The organism is Bacillus cereus (assembly GCF_002564555.1).
Classification (GTDB): Bacteria; Bacillota; Bacilli; order Bacillales; family Bacillaceae_G; genus Bacillus_A; species Bacillus_A cereus_K.
Window position 1 is genome coordinate 92,630 of the sequence record NZ_NUVD01000009.1, and the last position, 21,283, is coordinate 113,912.

The following is a 21,283-nucleotide window of genomic DNA, read 5'->3' on the forward strand; positions in this document are numbered from 1 at the left end:
ATAATAGTAATATACAACATTATTGATAAAACCTTTTATCATAGGAGGACACTTCATGAAAAGATTTTTGAAGACATTACTACAATTTGTAGTTCTTTCAATCGTACTACATTTATTATTTGATATAGTTGGTTGGCTTGTTTTCAATGCACCAATTAAAAACAAAGAAATCATTATTTCCTTCATAACAGCCTCATGGCTTATGTACATGTACCGAGATAAATTTTTTAAAGCATTCACTTCGAATTAACTAAAGAACTTCATCGATAAAAGATGAAGTTTTTTCTTTTTCTCTCCTTCTTCCTATTTACTAATGTATACTAAATTTAATATTCTGTTTTTTTAAAACGAAGGGAGTCACTATGAACTTAAAAAGTAACAATCTATATGAGAAAATGAACCAATATTCTGTTGCAGGTTTAAGCCTTGCCGTCATACGTAATGGCAAACTGGATGAAGCGACTGCCCTCGGAACACTTGAATCTAAAACAACTAAAACTGTCACTACAAATTCCATATTCAATTCTTGTTCTATTAGCAAATTCATCACCGCAATGCTCGTATTAACATTATCAGATCAAGAAATCGTTCATTTAGATGAAGACGTAAATAATAGACTCACATCTTGGAACATCCCTACCAATCTATTTACTTCACAGAAAAAAGTCACGTTGCGAAACTTATTAAGTCATCAATCTGGAATTATTGACCCTCCTAATAGTTTTGAGCATTATACAATTGCACAAGGGCGACCAAACATGGCTGAACTCCTTGCCGGTAAAACATCATATTGCTCAATACCCATAGAAACAACTTATATACCAGAAAGCGAATTTCACTACTCTGATGCAAACTTTTGTATTATCGAACTCCTACTTGAAGATATAACTGGAAAACCATTCAACCTTTTACTTGAAGAATATATCTTCGAGCCACTTCAACTAAAAAATAGTACGGTATTCTCTCCTGAAGATATAAATAAAATGGATACCTTTGCTTGTGGACATAATAAAAATGGCACCGTTACAAATAAGAAATATCCATTTTATCCATTCGCAGCCGCTTCAGGCATTTGGACAACACCAACTGACTTATCAACTTTAGTCATTGAACTCATTCATTCCTTACAAGGAAAGGGCAAACTAAAACTTTCTCAAAAAACAGTGCAAGACATGATTTCTCCTCAAGTTTGTTCAAAATGGACTGGACTAGGTGTTTTTCTAGATGATTCTAACGAAAACTTACAAATTTATTCACTTGGATGGGGTGTGGGATTTCAATGTATGATGGTATGCTATCCATACCTTGGTAATGGCGCTGTTATTATGACGAATTCCGATTTAGGTGTTCATCAAATGGAAGGGATTATTGGTGACATATTAAAAACATTATCCTTATAATGAAAAGAAAGAAGCTGTTCCTTCCAGCTTCTTTCTCTATATAACATTTTTCGCAACAATCTTTATATGTTCCGGTGCAATAATTTCCGTTATACTTTCTTGGAAATCTTCATGCAACATTTCTTCAATATATTCTAACTGCACTTCGACATGTGTACATTCTAAATTATGTATATTCAATAGTGCATAATGATCTTTTTTCTTAATTACTAAATATTGATTTTCCTCTGTTACAAGTACAGAACCTAACCTGACTCCTAGTAGGCGTTGATCATCAAACTTCACAATCGTTTCCCCTTCCCGCTTGCAAATGTCATTACTTTGAAAACAATCAAATTTAACGAGGTTATTCCTATATTGACTATATCATAATTTACCAAAATATAACTATCATATTTTCATCAGGTAAAAATCCCTATTTCTTTATATATTTTGATACAAAAAACTTTCTCAACAAAGAAAAGTGAATTTTCAGTTTTTTAATTCATGAAAATCTATTATAATAAAGTTAATAAATGTTTGACCTCTCCTAATTCATGTACATATGGATGATCAGTAGTTGCTGCTACTGATCTATTTTTTTGATTTCAGAAATCAAATCCGCTGCATCCTTTCCTACACCACAAATAAGTGCAGAACCCCTTTGAGATTGCCACGGCAATCCGATATAATACAATCCTCTTACTGGACTTATTCCCTTTGTATGATTAGGAAATCCATTCTCATATTGCATCTAGCATCAATTTCCTCTTTCTTAAAATACATTCTTATATGTTAATATATTTTATCATACGATTTGTTTTTTAATAATTCAATCTGTTTAACAAAATAAAAAAGAGCAGTTCATTACTTTATGAACTACTCTTCATTCCATTCATTTAACACGTAATTACACTACTCAATTTATGAAAACTTGTATATTAATCCCTTCCATTTCTACAATCTTTCCTCATACAGTGTAATTCTATTTGAAAATGGATCAATCACAGTTAATTCGATTGTACCCCAAGGTGTTTTTTCTATATCAGGCTTCGAGTAAGCATATTCTTCACTTGATAATACAGAATAATAATCCTTTACATTATCTATTTTGACCCGAATCGCACCACCTGGTGAAGCATCACCATGATGCTCAGATAAATGTATCACAGCATCTTTTAACGAAATTTGCATATATAATGGCATATTTTCCTCATACCGATGTTCCCAATCCAGTTTAAATCCTAAAAAATTTAAGTAAAACAACTGCGCTTTTTCAATATCAAAAATTCTAAATATAGGCGTAATCATTTATAGTTCCCTCCTATTTATATACATCCGCCGCCAATTCTCTCAAAACATCCACATTCACTACTTCAAAGCATCCATTGTTTTTCTTTATAATCTCTTTATCACAAAAAATATTCAATGTGCGCAATAAATGCCGATAACTCGTTCCTAACAATTCAGCTGTTTCCGTTAAATTCCCGCTAAAAACAATTCTATTTCCGTGCTGAACTGCCCTTTCCCCTGCTGCTAACATGTAACTCGCAAGCCTATTTTCAAGTGGATATAGCAAATTAATTGTACTATTTTTTGAAAGTCGATTTAATTTATGGGCTAAAGAACCACAAATACATCTTAAAAATTTCGCATCATGAAATAGTTGATTTCTCACTTTTCCTAAAGGCAAACCAACACAATATGAATCTGCCATCACTTGTACGTTTGAAGTAATTCTCTGAGAATGAATTAACTCCACATCTCCTAACAACTGCAAACTATCATAAAAACATAATAATACAGATTTCCCGTTACTTAATGTGTTAAACGCTTTCGCTTTTCCTTCAACGAAGAAATATAAATAGTTTATCTCCTCATTCTCCCTACAAATGAACTCATTCTTCTTAAAAAATATAAGTTCCATATATGGTTTCATATCATTACTAAAAAATGAGTCAATATTATTTTGTCTCATATAATCTGCCAGTTTATTAGAATTACATACTTTCTTCATAGTCCCCCACCTTTACAACTACTCCCCAGTGTAATCAAAATTTTCTTCTTTCACTATGACATATGTCATAGTAATACACAATTTTAGCGTGATACAGTCATTACAAATACAAAATATAAAGGGGATATTACATTGTATAACTTTCTTTCTGTCTTTATTGGTGTGCTCATCGCCATTATGCTCCCATTGAATGGGATTTTATCTGAAATAATCGGCAATTATACAGCTAGCGTTGTCATTCATCTCGTTGGCTTAGTAGCAGTTGTTTTCATTTTGTTCATTAACAAAAATAAAATCCATTTTGATAAAGGTATTCCGCTTTATTTATACAGCGCCGGAGCCATTGGGGTTTTTACTGTTCTTTTTAACAATATAAGTTTCTCCGCCCTTGGTGCCTCTATTACCATCGCATTAAGCTTACTTGGTCAATCTATTGCTTCAATTGTTATTGATCATTTCGGCTTATTAGGAATGAAGGTTTCAAAGTTTGAAAAGAAAAAACTAATTGGATTATTATTCATCTCTTCTGGGATTTTAGTCATGACAATTTATTAATGGGGGTAAGAAAATGTTATATATTTGTATCGCTATTTTAGCTGGTGTTTCTATCGTTGTTGCTAGAATTATTAATGCGAATTTAGCAAAGGAAATCGGAAATTGGGAAGGTACATTTTTCAATTATATTACCGGGTTATTTTTCTCCGCGCTATTTTTAATTTTCAGTTCAGATTCATTGTATATTCCTATTCATACGTTGCAATCCATTCCTATCGCTGTATACTTAGGCGGATTAGTAGGCGTTATCGTTATTTCATTATCTAACTATATTACTCCTAAAATATCAGCATTTTATTTAACGTTACTCATCTTTATCGGGCAATTATTTGCGGGGACTATCATTGATTTCTTTCTATCAAACGAGCTCTCAATCGGCAAAATTATCGGTGGAATTCTCGTATTAATTGGGCTAACTTACAATTTACTCGTTGATCGTCCTTTTAAAACTGTGAAGAATAACCAATTTCAATTATAATACTTTACGCTTACCTATCATATATTAATAGAAAAGCTCTTCACACGAAGTAATAGAGAGGAGAAAATCCTATTAAAAAAATTATTTTACTGCTAGGTAGCGTATTGATTATTTCTGGAATCGTATGGTTTTTAAACTCTGGGAAATCTATTCAAGATCTCTATACAGCAAACAAACCAAAAAAGAAAGCGGCTATCATTTCAACTTCACGAGATCCAAATGAACCCCCTGTTTTTTTAGGAAAACAGGAAATAAAAGATATACATGTAGAATCAATTAAAACAAAAAAAGCTATCTTTCTTACTAAAACAAACGAGTTAGAAACGTTCATTACGAGTATGGATACTGCCAAAAAAGGAAAATTAACATTAGATGAAGAAGGATCAGATTTAATAGATTGTGATATGTGGATTACATTTGAGGACGGAACTTATAAAAAATATTTCATATGGATAGTTGATCACAACAGTAGCGAAGTGATGATCGCTCAGCAAGATACTCCTGATGATTTAAACCTCACTTACTATCAATTAAATGAGGGCAATTCGAAAAAAGTGTATAACTTGTTCAAGAAGATTATTTAACTATAACTTTAAAATACAGTTTGGTTAAATTATTATGAATAGACTTGATACAAAAATCAGTCTTAAGGGCATGTTTTGAAAAAGTTGATCAAAACAATACTCATGAACTATTATATTTTGACATAAAATAACCGACTACCTACGTTTTGAGAAAAGGAGTCGGCTATTTTGCTTATTTATTATTGTTTTGCATGCTTTTTATATGCGGTAAACGAGGATTATCAAATGTAATATAACTATTTTAGATTCAATGCTTTTTCACTGAAATATTTCCGTTATGTGTATTTAATTTAATTTGATTTTCTCCCTTTCCAATAACTGCATTCCCATTATATTTATTTAGGATATTCGCGCTGCCATTGTCAACAGAAACATTAAATTGAACATTAGTTGGTTCTTTTTCAGTTTCAATACTGATTTTTCCATTGTGAGTCGTAAAATTGAGGTTTCGATCAAGTTCATTTGTTTTAAGAGAAAGAGTTCCATTTTTAGATTGTCCTTCTAGTTCACCTTCCACATGATCTAGCATGATTCGTCCATTATTCGATTTTACATGAGTATTTTGTGCCATTATATCTTTAAAGTCCATAATTCCATTGTTTGCTTCTGCAGTAATTTTTTGCGAATTAATCTCTCTTAATTCAATACGCCCATTACTTGTATTGATATCAAAGTGCTTTGTATTTAATTGTTTAGCAGAAACATAACCATTATTATTGGAAACTTTTAATGAATCATATTGTCTTTCAGGTAGATGGACATTTAATGTTAATGGGGCCAATACTTCAGATATGTTGAAATTGAACCAGCTCTGTTGCTTTTCTTTGTAAGAAATGAAAAGTGTTGCATCTTTATCATCCGTAGCTAGCGTCCGTTTTGTGTTAGGGGTAACTTCCCCTTCTAATGTTACTTTAATGTTATTATCTTTTGTAGGATAAATGTTAACACGAGTATTATTCGTATCGACAATAACACTTGATATATTATTATTGTTAATGACCTTTTCTTCTGAGATTGGTACTGCGGCAATTGAACGATAAGTGAGTAGACTTCCTACAATCCCAATAATGAAAATAATCCCTGCAATGATTGAAAGATTCTTTTTATTTATCATGCTTTAAACCACCTTTTACTAGTGCTATATTGAACTTTAAATAACGAACAAATCCATTCTTTGCTAGCTTTGTTAAAGATAACATAGCGATTACAATGAAATATCCAAGTCCACAAAGTGCTAAAGAAACGAAAAGGTTAAAAAGTAAGAATGTATTTGGATGCACAATAGTATCAACTAGAACAAGAAGTGGTGAACCCAAAAATGAGATTCCTAGAACCCATCCCGAAAAAATTAATGCTGCTACTGTAATTGCAGGTCCAAGCACTATTACTAAATTGAAAAAACCTAATCCAATTACTGCCCAAATTGCTCGAAAAACATTTCCTGTTGTTGCACTTGTTGTTACTTTCTCAAGATGATAATCCGCTAATAACTCTTTGGCGATTTGAGCTGGAGAACCTAATGAAGCTGTAATTTCTTCTTCGCTTTTCCCTTCCTCTAATCCGAAAGTAAAGTGTTCTTCATAATCTTTCAAAATATCTGCACGCTCTTTTTCAGATAATCTTTTTAGAGATGCATTTAATTGTTGTAAAAATTTATCTTTCGTCATTACGTACACCTTCTTTAATTAATTGATTGACACCCTGTGAGAACTCATTCCATTCATCCAAAAGTTCGTACAAATACGTTCTACCTTTATCTGTCAGTTTATAATACTTCCTTGAAGGCCCTTCTGAAGATTCCTGTAAATACGTTGTAAAATATTCTTCCTTGGTTAATCTGCGAAGAAGAGGATAAACAGACCCTTCTGATATTTCAATTTGATTTGAAATATTTCGAACTAATTCATATCCATAACGATCTTGCTTGTCGAGTAAGACCAGAACACAAAGTTCTAAAACTCCTTTTTTAAATTGTACATTCAATATTCATTCACCCTATTCTAATTGACGTTCACTACTGTTTATTATTCAGTACCATTTTATAACGAGTAACTCATGAGTATAATATACCACTCAGTATTATTCATTGCAAGGTACACTGGAAAAATAAGGTTTAAACTTTTATGAAATCAAAACGATGGCTTTTCTCTTTCAAATAAGGAATTCTAGATACGGTTTAATCCAACTTTTATAACACAGAAAGAATTCTACTTTTTTTACATAACGCCACTTTACCCACTATAATAAAAAAGAACATACTCTTACATTAATGGAGGAAATTAAAATGAAAGCAATTGGTTTACATGAATACTTACCTATTGAAGAAGAAAACAGTTTAATTGATATAGAAGTTGAAAAGCCTGTTGCAACAGGAAGAGATATACTCGTCAAAGTTAACGCTATTTCCGTTAATCCAGTTGATACAAAAGTTCGCTCTCCAAAAGATAAAAAAGAAGATGTAGCAAAAATACTTGGCTGGGATGCTTGTGGTGTTGTTGTACAAACTGGCGAAGGTTGTACATTATTTAAAGAAGGCGATGAAGTATTTTACGCTGGAAGTATTACGAGACAAGGTACATATAGTGAATACCATTTAGTTGACGAAAGAATCGTTGGTAAAAAACCAAAAAATTTAAGTGATGCTGAATCTGCAGCAATTCCTTTAACAGCTATTACAGCATGGGAAGGTTTATTTGAACGTTTAGGCATTGATTATAATAAGAAAGATACGAATACATTTAAAAACATTTTAATTATCGGCGGAGCTGGTGGCGTAGGTTCAATTGCAATTCAGCTTGCGAAATGGGCTGGGCTAAATGTCATCGCAACTGCTTCTCGTGGTGAAACGATAGACTGGGTGAAAAAGTTTGGTGCTGACCATACAATTAACCATCACAAACCGTTAAAAGATCAAATAGTAGAACTTGGCTTAAAAGATGTAGATTACATCTTCTGCTTAAACAATACAGATCAACATTGGCATGCAATATGTGACCTCATTAAACCACAAGGAAAAATTTGCTCTATCGTAGAAAATGAGCATCCTCTTGAGATGGGTATTTTAAAAAGTAAAAGTGCTACATTCGTTTGGGAGTTTATGTTCACAAAAGCAATGTATGAAACTGGCGATATGATTACGCAGCACGAATTATTAAACAAAGTGAGCGAATTATTAGATGAAGGTATCCTTCATACAACTTTAAACGATACGTTAACACCGATTAATGCAGAAAACCTTAGAAAGGCACATGCATTACTTGAGGATGGACGTACAATTGGGAAGATTGTATTAGAGAAATTTTAATAACAACAAGTCCGATTTCTAAATAAGAAATCGGACTTGTTTACTATCTTTATTTACTTGAAACCTCTTGATCATTTTGAACATCTAACGGAACACGTTTCCCTATTCCGAAAGCATAGAAACTAATTGTAACGATAGCTAAGAAAACAATACCTACAATTAGTGAAATACGAGTATCATCGTTAAACCACATTCCGATTAATACCATAATTAAAAAGGCAATCGTTAAATAGTTTGTAACAGGAGCAAATGGCATTTTGAACGGATGATCTTTCATCTCTGCTCCCTTTTCTTTTCTAAAACGAATTTGACTAATTAAAATAACGAACCATGGTACCATACCAGGAAGTACACTTGCACTATATACATATACGAATAAATTTTTCGGTGCAATGTAGCTTAAAACAACACCAACCGCTAAACCGATAATTACGCCAACTGTACCGAATAAAGGTACACCATTTTTAGAAATTTTTGCAAAGTATTTTGGTGCTTGTCCATTTACACCTAACGTATACAGCATACGCCCAGCACTATAAATCCCACTGTTACAACCTGACATTGCCGCTGTAATAACAACGAAGTTAATAAGTCCAGCAGCTGCCGTAATACCGACCTTCGCAAAAGTCGCTACGAACGGACTACCAATTGAACTTAATTGATCCCAAGGATAAACAGTTACAATAACGAAAATCGCACCAATATAGAAAATTAATATACGCCAAATTGTACTTTGAATTGCTCTTGTAAGTGTCTTTTTCGGATCTTTCGCTTCACCAGCAGTGATCCCGATTAATTCCACACCTTGGTATGCTCCGACTACAAGTGATAATGCAAAGAAGAATCCTGAAAAACCACCTGTAAAGAAACCGCCATTTGACCAAAGATTAGATATGCCAATGGCTTCTCCTCCGTTACCAATTCCGAAGAAAATAAGACCGAAACCAGCAATAATCATTAATAGGATCGTAACGATTTTAATCATCGCAAACCAAAATTCAAATTCCCCAAATGACTTAACAGAAATTAAGTTAGCAGCACCAAGAATAACCATTGCAATAATACCTGGTATCCAAGCCGGTAAATCCGGGAACCAATATTGCATATACGCTCCAACCGCGATAATCTCTGACATCCCAACGATTACCCACTGGAACCAGTTACTCCACGCTGTCATATAACCAGCTAACGGGTGAATATACTTATGACCGAACGTCGCAAACGAACCTGTACTTGGCTCCATATACAACATTTCTCCCATGGCACGCATGATGAAGAAGATAAAAATACCTGCAATCGCATAAGCAAGCATTACTGACGGACCTGTCCATTTAATCGTGCTGGCTGACCCCATAAACAAACCAACACCAATTGTTCCGCCTAAAGCAATCATTTGAATATGACGTGCTTCTAAACCTCTTTTCAATTCTTTGTTTGCCACTTCATTTCCCCCTCTTAGATGATTCATAGCCGCATTTTAAAGTAAGACGCTGTACCCTAATTCCTTTCGGCTCGAAAATGATGAAGCAAACGTCATTTTAAGATACCTTTAAAGCTATCTTAAAATCGTTTATTGCCTCTTATAAAATTTCCAAAACCTCTCATTTTCCGATTTTCTATAAATCTGAAAATTTCTTACTTTATATTAATTTATTTATCTGAAAAATTCAATTATTTTTTTAATAAAGTGAAACTTTAATCAGTGGAGTGAGTTTATCCCACTGATTATTAGTTGAACCAATCGGGCTTTTACGAGCAGTTGATCTGCCACCTGACTTCTTTATCCCACCCGAATTTTGAGGTGGGAGTCTTACTGCCCGTTAAAGCGGGATAAATTATTATTCATAAGTTTAATTAATCTTTAACCAAATTAACAATAAAATACATCTATTCAATATGATTCCTGCACTAATATTATTACAATATAAATAACCGAGGAAAGCATATCTTCCTCGGTTTCATACCGCATGTACTTTAATATTTATAGTTGATACCGTCATTTTCCACCATTTACATGCATTTTATTTTCCTTGCTACTATCACGTAAAAATTCTATTTTCACATATCACCTGAGGATTTAGTATATTAGTAAAATTACCTATCTTTGCATACCTAATACATCCGTCCAACCTTAATCACTCAATTCTTATTTCTGAGAATCAATCCTTAGTAGTACGAAAACAAAGAAGTCCAGTAATACATCACTGGACTTCCTCTTTATTTTCTAACAATACTTCCTTATCAAAACGAACAAATTTACTCTGCACTTCCATTCCAGCTGCTTCATATACGCGAGGTGCGCCTGTAATATTCTCAGAATCTACATTCAAATGAATTTTTGAGATCCCCTCTTCGTACAATTGACCGAATGCATGATGTAGCAGTGCTAATCCTAATCCTTGTTTCCGCTTAGAACGCCTTACACCTAAATGAGTAATTTCAGCTTTATCGTCAGCACCCTTTTTACTAAAGATAAAACCTACTACTTCATCATCAAGCATGGCTAGTGACCATAATGTAGGATGAAACCCCTCTCTATCAGTACGCTGTAAAAACTCTTCTAACATAGAAGGTTGCGAATTCCAGTGATCTGCAAAGGCTTCATTAAAAGCTTGATGCAATCTCTCATCATCCACACTAGGTATGTAATGTCGCACTGTAACACCATTTGGCCATAGTGGTGTTTGCACATTTGAGTTCAATTCAATCCCCATCCCCCACCATATACGCGTGGGAATAAAACCACCTTCTCTTAACACTTCTTCCTCATAGAAATTATTTGCTTGTGTTATAATCGTGCCATTCAAGCAAGACGAATTTCCAACAAGCTCCGTAGCACGCCCTTCAAGCTTTGACCATATTACTTGTTCTATGCCTTGATTCATATAATTAGGATGAATAAGTACAGCAGATGGAAACTGTCCTTCATTCCCTGTCAAAATTCCATAAGCGATTATTTCTTCTCCATTCATAACAACATAAGAGCTTTTACTAATATCAATACCTTTCCATGAATTAGTAATATCCTCTATCGTTGTATCAATTTCACCGTAAATAGCTTCATCATAAATTGTACATAGCTTTAAAATTTGTTGTAGATCTTCTTGTGAAGTTGCTTTAACATTTATACCGTTCATATTGTACTATCCTCCTGTCTTTGAGTTAATTAAATTTTAATATTATTCTAATAATCAGTAAATAAAAAATACAAAAGAGCCTCATTTTCCAATGAGACTCTTTTCCTATTACATAATTAAACTGCTTTTTCAACTCGCTTCCCTAAAATAAACACTTTAGTAAACACCATCATGATAACTACTATAGCCAGAAAATAAAGTGGCATCACCATTAGCGAGCCCGTATGAAGCTGGCTCATTCCCAAAATTATCATTGTTACTACTATATAGTACCCTAGGCTAAACAATGCGCCTGCTGTACCAATAACGTCTTGAAAATCTACTAATGCTAAACTTAAACAGTTAGGTAACGCTACCCCAATTCCTAATAGCAATATAAACATCGCTATTAAAAATACAATCATATATATTATGTTCGGATTTGATCCAACAAACGTAATAACAGATAAAAGGATAGCTCCCCCTGTCATTACAAGGCAACCAATATATATAATTTTCTCTGGTTTATAAGTGGCCAGTAATCGTTTTGAAACTTTCGCTCCAATAATAGAAGCAGACGCAACAACAATTCCTAAAAAACCATACATACTAGGCGATAACTGAAAGTATTCAATAAAGATAAATGGCGCTTCTGCATAATAGCTAAATAAAACACCATTTGTTCCTCCAATTAATAGCCCATATGTTACTACTTTTGGATTTGTAATCAACCGTTTTAAAACAGAAAATACATTTATTTGATTCGTTACTGAGCCCGTTTTTGTTTCCGGAAGAGAAACAAAAGTATACAGCAAAATCCCAACACTCATAACAACTAAACTTAAAAATACTATTTTAAATCCAAACATTTGATCAAGAAGGCCACCAATTAGCGGACCTATCGCTGGTGTAAAGGCAATAACTGCTGAAATTTGAGCAAACATAACATGCCTCTTATGCCCATCTAGACTTTCACGAAGAATCGTTTGTGTCACAACTGATCCTGCACTTGCTCCAAACGCTTGAATAAAACGACTTATCAATAAAACTTCAATGGAATTTGCAATAAAGCATAAGAAACTTCCTACACCATATACGACAATTCCAAATAACATTGCCGGGCGACGACCAATTATATCTGATAACCATCCGATAAAAAATACACCTAAAGCAAATCCAGCAAAATACACACTTAGCGTTAACTGTACCTCATTATTACTTACATGTAACGCCTTTGAAATGTCAGGTAAAGACGGTGTGTAAATTGTTTCACTAATTTGCGGAAATGCGACAAGAATAATCATTAACAATAGTGATGGTACTGAGACTTTTTTCATTTTTCATACCCTCCTATAACTTTGAAAATCTCAGAAATAAAAAGACTTTCTTTAGCTACGGAACAGGAGGGGCCATTATAGAAATTCGATCATAAAACAACAAAGAAAACACCTCAATTACGCATGTTAATACTTATAGGAGGGTAATATTAACATTGATTTTAAAATATACTTTTTCAATTATATTACATACTATATTTCTTTTTCTAGTGTTGAGCCTTGGAGGATTTGTTAGAATGATAACTTGATGCCACCACCTTTTTATGGAATAATTAGAAATAGTTTGAATTGATATATCTAATTATTAAACGATAGACTAGCATATTTCTAATGTCGTAAAGTTTACAAACAGGAGGACTTTCGTAATGATTGAAATTTTAAGGACAATATTAAACTTCCTAATTTCCCTATTCTCAGGAGAATTGCCATTTGTATATTATGTGTGGATTATCGCTTTATTTATCATTCAAATAATCCAGACTACTCTAATCCATAAACTCTTTAAAAAGAAAGATAATTTTAGCACTTATATGCTAGAAGGATTACTCGCTTTTACCATCCTATTGTTTGGGGGTATGTTAATATCTAAGTTACTTGCCTACATAATAGACGATCCTACTATTAGTATGACAAATGTAACACATTATTTTATTTCACTTATCATACTAACTATATTTGTCTCTATTGGCTTTATTAAAGACTTTTTACAAACATCTATAAATAATAAAAATACAGCTCTTTTTACCATTTTAGTAGTGTCCTTAATAGCTAGTATACTGTCATTCAAGTTTTTATCACCTTTAATTGCAGGTTCCTTTTCTCTTTCTAAATCTTTTATAACTACTTTAATTATTGTAGTACTCGGGTTAATCGCTCTATTAATTTCTTTAGAGGAAAAATATGCAGATGAAAAGTAATTCTTGAATTCATGCTTTAAAATCGGTGATCCATTCTAGTTTTTCTTTATATCGGCTTAACTAAAAAACGACATTCATTGAATCAGAAATGAGGAAAAGAAAATGAGTATTGAACAGCAATTATATGACGCAGTGAAAAGTTTAATTGACCAAAGATATCCACATGATTGGGGTGGAGCTGCTGCGATTCGCGTAGAAGATGGATCCATTTATACAAGTGTGGCCCCTGACGTAATAAACGCTTCAACAGAACTTTGTATGGAAACAGGTGCTATTTTAGAAGCACATAAATTTCAAAAGAAAGTTACACAGTCTATTTGTCTTGCAAGAGAATGTGAGCATTCTGAATTAAAGGTATTATCCCCCTGCGGTGTATGCCAAGAACGTTTATTTTATTGGGGACCAGAAGTACAATGCGCAATTACAAATTCTAAACAAGATATCATTTTTAAACCGCTAAAAGAATTGCAGCCATACCATTGGACCGAAGCATACCATGATGAATTTGTAAAAGAATGGAGTACAAGATAATAAAGATTATTCATTAAAAAAGCACCGTCACAAGTGACGGCGCTTTTTCTATGTAAGAGCTACTAGAAGGTTTCCTTCTAGCCTACTCCCATTTATAAGTCCAAAATTGTTCAAGTTGCAGCCATTTTAATGTTGCTGCATCTTTGTTTTTGATTTTTGCGTGCGTTTCTTCAAGCATCGCTTCTGTTTGTGAACGATGCGCGCCTAGTGCAGCTAATTTTTGTTCAAATACTTCACTAATATTATTTACAACATCTGGTTCACCAAGTACAGCTTCTCGATTTTTCGTAATCGCAACTGCATGAATGACTGGGCGTTCTTCTTTTTGCATACGTGATACAGCGCGAACGACAGCGCGGCCAAATGCATCATGATCTGGATGTACGCCGTGCTCTGGATAAAATGTAATAATTCGAGATGGATTTACTTCTTGAATGATCGCTTCAATTTTATCTGCAACGAAATCAACATCTTCAAATTCTAACGTTTTATCATGGAAACCAAGCATTCTTAAATCTTGAATCCCCATCGCTTCACATGCATCTTTTAATTCTTTTTCACGGATATTTGGAATCGTTTCACGGTTAGCAAATACGTTCTTACCCATGTTACGTCCCATTTGTCCTAGAGTACCGCACGCATACGTTACAGGTACTCCTTGATCTGTTAATAAGCGAATTGTTCCTCCCGCAGCAAATGCTTCATCATCTGGATGCGGAAATACAACAAGTACATGTCTCTCCATAAGTTTCCCTCCTTCTTACTTAAATGGCGTTAAGCTTAACTCAAGCGCAACTGCTAAGCGACCTTGATTATCGTGCCCTGCAAGTAATAAACGCTCTTTATCGTCTACTTCCCAGTGCGTAATACCTTCTGCATATACCCATCCATGATCCATTTTCAAACCAACTCGGTATGGGTTTGTTCCAGTTATCTTCCCGCGCTCAAAGCGAATAATTGCATTTCGAATGAATGCTCCAACTGTCATCAGCTTTTCATTAAAGTGTGACGCATACGCTCCGTTCGTCGTTTCTAAATGAATATATACATCTTTATTTACAAAACGTTCAATTTCATTTTGAATAAGAGAACTATCTTTTACTATTTCCATCGGAATTCACCTCTTTAAACCATTTTACGCAAAACTAATGTAAATTGCTATCTCTATATTAGAGGACAACGCTCACTTTTCCTAATAATTTGCACTGTGTTTTTTATATTTTTTATATGATATGTAAAAAACACATTTTTTCCTTCACTTTGTGAAATAGTTTTCTTTCTTTTTTGAATTTGCTACAATATAAATTATGCAGAGGGATGCATGTTTACAATTGAATACATACTTTAAAGAAGGTGAAACGATTGGAACAATCAGCACATGAAGTAGCAAATTGGCAATATTATTTTGCAATTGCCGTATTTTTAGTCACATACGGTTTTATTATTTCTGAGAAACTGAATCGTGCTGTAATCGCACTATTCGGTGCTGCTATTATGATTATTTTTGGAATTGTAGATTTACACACTGCTTTCACATCACATATTCAATGGGAAACGATCACCCTTTTAATTGGGATGATGATTCTCGTACATATTACGAGTCAATCAGGCGTATTTGAATTTGTAGCCATTAAAGCAGCTAAGGCAGCTGGCGGAAAACCAATCCGCATTTTATTATTACTATCCCTGTTAACCGCTGTTGGTTCTGCATTTTTGGACAACGTAACGACCGTTTTATTAATCGTTCCTGTTACACTATCCATTACACGTATTTTAAAAGTAAACCCTGTTCCTTATTTGATTTCAGAAGTACTATTTTCAAATATAGGCGGAACAGCAACATTAATCGGTGATCCACCTAACATTATGATTGGATCAGCAAATAAGCATTTAGACTTTAATGCCTTTTTACTTAACTTAGCTCCAATCGTAATTATTATTTCTATCGTTACACTTGGTATTATTTACTTCATGTATCGTAATAAACTAAAAACAACACCTGAGCAAATTAAAATATTAATGGAATTAAATGAAAAAGATTATATTAAAGATCAAAGCCTCCTTTTAAAATCCATTACGATTTTGGGACTAACTATTTTAGGCTTCGTACTTCATTCTATTATTCATGTAGACGCTGCCGTTATTGCGATGACAGGTGCTACACTTCTTATGTTAATCGGGGTAAAAGAACATGATATTGAAGATGTATTCGCTCACGTTGAATGGGTAACCATTTTCTTCTTCGCCGGACTATTCGTTCTCGTTGGCGGGTTAATTGATATCGGACTCATTTCTTCTCTTGCACAACAAGTACTTGACGTAACAAATGGCGACATCGGTTTCGCTGCGATACTTATCTTATGGGTATCTGGCATCGCATCTGCGACAATTGACAACATCCCATTTGTCGCAACGATGATTCCACTTATTCAAGATTTAGCTACAGGACTCGGACTCTCTGTCGATTCTCCGCAAATCGAAGTATTATGGTGGGCATTATCTCTTGGAGCTTGCTTAGGAGGAAATGGAACGTTAATCGGAGCATCAGCAAACGTAGTCGTTGCTGGTATTGCAAAACGTGAAGGACATGGCTTCTCGTATATGGACTTCTTAAAGATTGGTTTACCATTAACTATTATTGCGCTACTGTTATCACATGCTTATATATATTTACGTTATTTAATGTAAAAGTTAAATTATATCTTCAAATTCAAAAGGTATGCAGCACTACGCCGCATACCTTTTTTCATCACCAAAATATACCTATAATTGCTAATCCCCCTAAAATCATACCACCAATTTGTCCGATAATTTTAGAGGATAGTTGAACACCTTTTCTTACTTCAACAACTGGTCTTTCGTGCCTTAGTTGTTGCACTTCACTTTGAAGTTGGTGCACACTTCCATGCAATTCTTTAATTAGTTCTTTTAATTCAGCGACCTCTTCATTTACTGGTTTTGCTTTTTCTAAATTCATTTTGCATAACTCCTTATAAAGTGAAACTTTAATCAGTGGGGGGTTTTGTTCATCCCCACTGATTATTAGTTGAACCAATCGGGCGTTTACGGACAGTTGATCTCCCGCCTAACTTCTTTGCTCCAACTGAATTTTGAGGTGGGAGTTTTACTGCCCGTTAACGCGGGATAAATTCAATCCGCACACTGTAAATTTTCGCCAATTATCATTATATCTCCTGCATACTACATATATAATATTGAATATATTTTCTAATCTTGTAGCTCTATCCATTCATCCCGCAATATCCCCATAATGATACGATCAAAACACTTTCCATCTCTTTGAACTGCTTCCCTCATACACCCTTCCATCTGAAAACCTATCTTTTTATACAGTGTAATGGCAGCTTTATTATAGGAAATAACATCAAGGCCAACGCGATGTAAATTCATTTCATAGAAAGCATACCTTAAAATAAGATGTATTGCTTCTCTTCCATATCCTTTTCCCCTATCATTTGCATCTCCTATACCAATAGCTAATAAACCTGTTCTGTTATTCCACTCTATACCGTGAATTGCAACAAAACCAATTAAACGATCATCTTGAACTGTTCTTAACATGAAAGATACACTATGTGATTTTCGTCCTTTTAATAGTTCATCATTTGATATTTCATGTAAAGATTGTGGGAATGCCAAATCTGTATCTACATTTCTTAAATACTCACTATCCTCTTGCCACATAGCGATTACTTCAGCATCATTTTCTCTAATAGCTGATAATTTAATAGTTTTATTTCGAAAAAGATTCAAAGTCATTTCAAACTCCCCCTTTATTAAATAGCGGGGATACTTATTCTAGCCTATTTATCCCCTAGTTCCATAAACTGTTGTATAAACGGGATACTTACAATAAGCGCTGACATTGGCACATCTCCTCTACATTACATTAAATTCATTGTATAATTTTTTATTTATTCTAACAATAAATACTAAAAAAAGCCCTTCTAACGTTAGAGGGGCTTTCGAAAATTCTTTTTATTTCGCAAACATTTTCTCAGCTTCATCCATTGCCATTTTGTTACCTAAAGCAGAATAGTCAAGCCATGGTTGGTCATTAATAATGTATACGTGCTTACCTTTAACAGCTTTTAAGTCTTTCCAAATTGGTGTTTCTTGTAATTGTTTAAATGCAGCTTTCGCTTTATCGTCTCTATTTACAACAACGAAAATCGCATCTGCATCAAAGTCAGGTAATACTTCTTGTGAAATGACTTCGTAAGGACGGTTTCCATCAATTTTCTCCACACCATTTGCAGGCTGTAATCCTAAGTCTTGGAACAAAATTGGTCCCATCGGTCTTTTCGTACTAAATACACGTAATTCTTTTGCAGTCACGCGAATTGCCATTGTTTTTTCGTTATTACCTAGCTCTTTATCTATTAAACTTTTCACTCGTTTTGATTGTTCTTCATAGTCTTGAATATATTTATCCGCTTCTTTCTCACGGTTTACAAGTTTACCTACTTCTTTTAAATGATCTCTCCACGTACCTTCATCTAAATTGAAAGAATGTGTTGTTGCAATTTTTTCGTATTTCGCTAAATCTTTGCCAGCATATTTTTCATCCACATAAATTTCTGTTGGCTTTAATTGAAGTAACGCTTCCATGTTTGGATCTGTTGCAACGCCAAGTTTCTTCGTATCTTTCAGTTGCTCTTTTACGTGCGGTAAGAAATCTTTTAAATCTCCACCAATAACAGAACCTACTGGTGTAATTCCTAATGCAAGTAAATCATTCGTTAAGTGAATAGACATTGAAGCAATTTTTGGATCCTTACTTTTTTCCGTTTTTTTAGTTGCCTCTTCATTAGGTTTCGTTTGACCACATGCTGCTAATACTAAAATACACATAATGCTAAATAAAATGGAAAGTTTCTTTTTCATATGTTCTCCTCTTTGAAGTATTTATTTTGTTTTTGTAAGTAAATAAAGAAAATACGGTGCTCCTAAAGCCGCTACTACTACGCCAGCCGGAATGGAGTTTGGCTCGAATACAGAACGACCTATCGTATCTGCGAGTACTAAAATAATCATTCCAATAATGCCAGCTAGCGGTAGGAAGTGCTGATATGTACTACCTACTAACTTTCTTGCGATATGCGGAGAAACTAAGCCGATAAAGCCAATTCCCCCTGCCATTGATACACTTGCACAAGACAATCCGACCGCTGTAGCTAAAAGTAGTAATCGTTCTTTTTGAACAGAAACACCAAGTCCTGCCGCTACACTATCACCTAATGACAATGCGTTTAACGTTTTAGATTTCAGCCATGCATACGGAGTTAGTATCAAAATCCAAGGTAATAATGCTAGGACATGAATCCAATCTCTTCCCCACACGTTACCAACTAGCCACCTAGAAGCGAACGTATACGTCTCATCATTTAACTTGAGCGAGAAAAATAACGAAAGTGCACTAAAACCAGCTGAAACCGCAATACCAACGAGAATAAGTCTAATGGGAAGTAACCCTTTTGACCGATCACTCGCAAGTACAATAATAAGAAATGCAGCAAGCACTCCCCCGCCAAATGTAAATAAAGGTATTAAAATCGATGCACTCTCATTAATAGAATGAAAGAGAGTGACGAATACAATAAGTCCGAAAGATGCACCCGAATGCAGTCCAAGAATCCCCGGGTCAGCCAGCGCGTTACGAGATAATCCTTGCAAAATCGCACCGGAAACCCCAAGGCCAATGCCAGCTAACATTGTGATGATAATTCTTGGCATACGATAATCATATAGCACTGTCGCACTCTCAAAATCACCATAACCAAAAAGCGTTTGAATCACTTTGAGCGGTGTAATGCTCAGTGTACCTGTATTTAAGCTAATCAAAATTACAGCGATACTTATACACCCGAAAATTGTAGTTACAGTAATAGCTCTCTTTTTATCCGTGTTAAAAAGATCCTTCACTTATAGCTCACTCCCAACTTTACGTGCTATATAGAGGAAGAACGGAACTCCAACAAGAGCTACCATAATTCCTATCGCAAGTTCTTTAGGAGGATTTACTGTTCTTGCTCCTAAATCAGCTAACACCAATAACATAGCTCCTAATAATGCTGACATAGGAATAATAAGCCGATAATTAACACCAACTAATTTTCTAGCAATGTGCGGAATGACAAGTCCTACAAATCCAATAGAACCAACAGCTGAAACAGACACCCCTGCAAGAATGACTACTATAATCATTCCAAGTATTCTCGTTCGATTCGTTTTTACACCTAAATTCGTAGCAACATCATCCCCCATTGATATGAGTGAAATAGACCGCCCTAGCACTGTCGCAAAAATAATCGTTATGAGAATAATAGGCACTAAAAATTTCAAGTGTTCCCACTTAACCCCCGCAACACCACCAGCAAACCAAAACGCTAAATCTTGGCTTAAATCATAATAAATTGCAATACCTGAACTTAATGAATGTAAAAGCGCGGCCATAACTGCTCCAGCAATCGTTAACCTCATCGGTGTTAACCCTCCTGATGTTGCCGATCCAATAATAAAAATGAGTATGGTACTTAAAACTGCTCCAATAAAGGAAACAATCATTAAGTAGGAATACGGCATATGCGGGAAAAAGGCAAAACTAAGTGTTACTACAAACATCGCACCTGCATTTATTCCAAGCACACCTGCATCAGCTAAAGGGTTTCGTGTTACTCCTTGCATAACAGCACCAGCAACTGCAAAAGCAGCTCCTACAACTGCCGCGCCAATTACCCTTGGGAGCCTTAATTCATAAATAATTTGATGCTGCGTTAATTTCGGATTGTAATCAAAAACCGCTTCCCACACCGTTTGCAAATGAATATCCTTTGCACCGAATGCAACGGCTAAAAATATAGATCCAATTAAACATAAAATTGTTAAGCTCATGAAACATACGAACTTAATATGTATCCAGCGATTATTGCCAGCATGTACAGTAGACTTATGTAACATGTTTCATTTCATCCTTTATATTCAGTTGTTTTTTTATAATCATTTTTTATTTATAATTATTACTGATAATAATTATCATTTTCA

General features: G+C 34.3%; 25 protein-coding genes and 1 pseudogene. 9 read left to right on the forward strand and 17 right to left on the reverse strand.

Translation table 11 applies throughout. From position 1 onward, the window contains the following. Positions 1 to 55 precede the first annotated feature (55 nt). On the forward strand, positions 56 to 250 hold the full coding sequence (locus tag COI75_RS04505) for a hypothetical protein (RefSeq protein WP_000819600.1): 195 nt from the start codon (positions 56 to 58) through the stop codon (positions 248 to 250). Between the two features lie 112 nt (positions 251 to 362). Further along, positions 363 to 1,400 carry a serine hydrolase domain-containing protein gene (locus COI75_RS04510; RefSeq protein ID WP_001050179.1) on the forward strand — a complete coding sequence of 346 codons (1,038 nt, stop codon included), beginning with the start codon at positions 363 to 365 and terminating at the stop codon, positions 1,398 to 1,400. A 36-nt stretch (positions 1,401 to 1,436) separates the two neighbouring features. Here COI75_RS04510 and COI75_RS04515 read toward each other — a convergent pair whose 3' ends face one another. From COI75_RS04515 to yeiL, 4 genes and pseudogenes are all read right to left on the reverse strand, one after another. Next, positions 1,437 to 1,685 carry a hypothetical protein gene (locus COI75_RS04515; RefSeq protein ID WP_000666949.1) on the reverse strand — a complete coding sequence of 83 codons (249 nt, stop codon included), beginning with the start codon at positions 1,683 to 1,685 and terminating at the stop codon, positions 1,437 to 1,439. Positions 1,686 to 1,965: 280 nt separating this feature from the next. Further along, positions 1,966 to 2,124 (reverse strand): annotated as a pseudogene (locus COI75_RS04520) (oxidoreductase); the annotation flags it as partial. Between the two features lie 212 nt (positions 2,125 to 2,336). Next, positions 2,337 to 2,690 carry a glyoxalase superfamily protein gene (locus tag COI75_RS04525; protein ID WP_000632413.1) on the reverse strand — a complete coding sequence of 118 codons (354 nt, stop codon included), beginning with the start codon at positions 2,688 to 2,690 and terminating at the stop codon, positions 2,337 to 2,339. Positions 2,691 to 2,703: 13 nt separating this feature from the next. Further along, positions 2,704 to 3,396: a transcriptional regulator YeiL gene (yeiL, locus tag COI75_RS04530; protein WP_000754856.1), complete on the reverse strand. Its 693-nt coding sequence runs from the start codon at positions 3,394 to 3,396 to the stop codon at positions 2,704 to 2,706. Between the two features lie 132 nt (positions 3,397 to 3,528). On the opposite strand from yeiL, the gene COI75_RS04535 reads away from it, so the two are divergent. The 3 genes from COI75_RS04535 (at position 3,529) to COI75_RS04545 (ending at position 5,013) form a co-directional block, all read left to right on the forward strand. Continuing rightward, positions 3,529 to 3,951: a DMT family transporter gene (locus COI75_RS04535; RefSeq protein ID WP_000282238.1), complete on the forward strand. Its 423-nt coding sequence runs from the start codon at positions 3,529 to 3,531 to the stop codon at positions 3,949 to 3,951. Positions 3,952 to 3,964: 13 nt separating this feature from the next. Then, a complete protein-coding gene (locus COI75_RS04540; RefSeq protein WP_000965630.1) occupies positions 3,965 to 4,429 on the forward strand; it encodes a DMT family transporter in 465 nt (154 codons plus the stop codon). Between the two features lie 89 nt (positions 4,430 to 4,518). Then, entirely contained in the window at positions 4,519 to 5,013 is a 495-nt protein-coding gene (locus COI75_RS04545) for a hypothetical protein (protein ID WP_033657934.1), read from the forward strand. Positions 5,014 to 5,260: 247 nt separating this feature from the next. Here the strand turns inward: COI75_RS04545 and COI75_RS04550 are convergent, their stop codons facing one another. From COI75_RS04550 to COI75_RS04560, 3 genes are read right to left on the reverse strand one after another with little or no spacing between them, the layout of a single operon-like run. Beyond that, on the reverse strand, positions 5,261 to 6,127 hold the full coding sequence (locus COI75_RS04550; RefSeq protein WP_000608726.1) for a DUF4097 family beta strand repeat-containing protein: 867 nt from the start codon (positions 6,125 to 6,127) through the stop codon (positions 5,261 to 5,263). Beyond that, entirely contained in the window at positions 6,117 to 6,680 is a 564-nt protein-coding gene (locus COI75_RS04555; protein ID WP_000159075.1) for an HAAS signaling domain-containing protein, read from the reverse strand. Before COI75_RS04555 ends, COI75_RS04550 begins: the two co-directional genes overlap by 11 nt. Next, a complete protein-coding gene (locus COI75_RS04560; RefSeq protein ID WP_001102636.1) occupies positions 6,667 to 6,996 on the reverse strand; it encodes a PadR family transcriptional regulator in 330 nt (109 codons plus the stop codon). Before COI75_RS04560 ends, COI75_RS04555 begins: the two co-directional genes overlap by 14 nt. A 301-nt stretch (positions 6,997 to 7,297) precedes the next feature. Between COI75_RS04560 and COI75_RS04565 the strand changes: the two genes are divergently transcribed. Beyond that, a complete protein-coding gene (locus COI75_RS04565) occupies positions 7,298 to 8,317 on the forward strand; it encodes a zinc-binding alcohol dehydrogenase family protein (protein WP_000643741.1) in 1,020 nt (339 codons plus the stop codon). A gap of 49 nt (positions 8,318 to 8,366) precedes the next feature. Here COI75_RS04565 and COI75_RS04570 read toward each other — a convergent pair whose 3' ends face one another. From COI75_RS04570 to COI75_RS04580, 3 genes are all read right to left on the reverse strand, one after another. Continuing rightward, positions 8,367 to 9,758 carry an amino acid permease gene (locus COI75_RS04570; protein WP_001284403.1) on the reverse strand — a complete coding sequence of 464 codons (1,392 nt, stop codon included), beginning with the start codon at positions 9,756 to 9,758 and terminating at the stop codon, positions 8,367 to 8,369. Positions 9,759 to 10,518: 760 nt separating this feature from the next. Next, positions 10,519 to 11,454 (reverse strand): GNAT family N-acetyltransferase, encoded by a 936-nt coding sequence (locus COI75_RS04575; RefSeq protein ID WP_001013347.1) that lies wholly within the window; start codon positions 11,452 to 11,454, stop codon positions 10,519 to 10,521. A 116-nt stretch (positions 11,455 to 11,570) separates the two neighbouring features. Continuing rightward, positions 11,571 to 12,770 (reverse strand): multidrug effflux MFS transporter, encoded by a 1,200-nt coding sequence (locus tag COI75_RS04580; protein WP_098448247.1) that lies wholly within the window; start codon positions 12,768 to 12,770, stop codon positions 11,571 to 11,573. Positions 12,771 to 13,135: 365 nt separating this feature from the next. Between COI75_RS04580 and COI75_RS04585 the strand changes: the two genes are divergently transcribed. Then, positions 13,136 to 13,687: a DUF5823 family protein gene (locus COI75_RS04585; RefSeq protein WP_000569999.1), complete on the forward strand. Its 552-nt coding sequence runs from the start codon at positions 13,136 to 13,138 to the stop codon at positions 13,685 to 13,687. A 102-nt stretch (positions 13,688 to 13,789) separates the two neighbouring features. After that, the gene (locus tag COI75_RS04590; protein WP_000021275.1) at positions 13,790 to 14,218 is read left to right on the forward strand and encodes a cytidine deaminase; all 429 of its coding nucleotides are present in this window, start codon (positions 13,790 to 13,792) and stop codon (positions 14,216 to 14,218) included. An 82-nt stretch (positions 14,219 to 14,300) separates the two neighbouring features. On the opposite strand, the gene bshB2 is transcribed toward COI75_RS04590, so the two are convergent. Together bshB2 and COI75_RS04600 are read right to left on the reverse strand one after the other, a co-directional pair. Then, positions 14,301 to 14,963 (reverse strand): bacillithiol biosynthesis deacetylase BshB2, encoded by a 663-nt coding sequence (gene bshB2, locus COI75_RS04595; RefSeq protein ID WP_000439467.1) that lies wholly within the window; start codon positions 14,961 to 14,963, stop codon positions 14,301 to 14,303. A gap of 15 nt (positions 14,964 to 14,978) precedes the next feature. Next, positions 14,979 to 15,329 carry a YojF family protein gene (locus tag COI75_RS04600; RefSeq protein ID WP_000407037.1) on the reverse strand — a complete coding sequence of 117 codons (351 nt, stop codon included), beginning with the start codon at positions 15,327 to 15,329 and terminating at the stop codon, positions 14,979 to 14,981. Between the two features lie 251 nt (positions 15,330 to 15,580). Here COI75_RS04600 and COI75_RS04605 point away from each other — a divergent pair, with 251 nt between their 5' ends. Next, positions 15,581 to 16,906 (forward strand): ArsB/NhaD family transporter, encoded by a 1,326-nt coding sequence (locus tag COI75_RS04605; protein WP_000438014.1) that lies wholly within the window; start codon positions 15,581 to 15,583, stop codon positions 16,904 to 16,906. A 61-nt stretch (positions 16,907 to 16,967) separates the two neighbouring features. Here the strand turns inward: COI75_RS04605 and COI75_RS04610 are convergent, their stop codons facing one another. The 5 genes from COI75_RS04610 to COI75_RS04630 all read right to left on the reverse strand — a co-directional run bounded on the left by COI75_RS04610 (position 16,968) and on the right by COI75_RS04630 (position 21,199). After that, the gene (locus COI75_RS04610; protein ID WP_001047306.1) at positions 16,968 to 17,195 is read right to left on the reverse strand and encodes a hypothetical protein; all 228 of its coding nucleotides are present in this window, start codon (positions 17,193 to 17,195) and stop codon (positions 16,968 to 16,970) included. 251 nt (positions 17,196 to 17,446) lie between these two features. Then, positions 17,447 to 17,998: a GNAT family N-acetyltransferase gene (locus COI75_RS04615; protein ID WP_000174332.1), complete on the reverse strand. Its 552-nt coding sequence runs from the start codon at positions 17,996 to 17,998 to the stop codon at positions 17,447 to 17,449. Between the two features lie 219 nt (positions 17,999 to 18,217). Further along, positions 18,218 to 19,126, reverse strand: coding sequence for an iron-hydroxamate ABC transporter substrate-binding protein (locus COI75_RS04620; protein ID WP_000728112.1), 909 nt, complete (start codon positions 19,124 to 19,126; stop codon positions 18,218 to 18,220). A 21-nt stretch (positions 19,127 to 19,147) separates the two neighbouring features. Next, complete coding sequence (locus tag COI75_RS04625) at positions 19,148 to 20,164, reverse strand: FecCD family ABC transporter permease (RefSeq protein WP_000653824.1); 1,017 nt, start codon at positions 20,162 to 20,164, stop codon at positions 19,148 to 19,150. Next, complete coding sequence (locus COI75_RS04630; protein ID WP_000902734.1) at positions 20,165 to 21,199, reverse strand: FecCD family ABC transporter permease; 1,035 nt, start codon at positions 21,197 to 21,199, stop codon at positions 20,165 to 20,167. Positions 21,200 to 21,283: the final 84 nt, after the last annotated feature.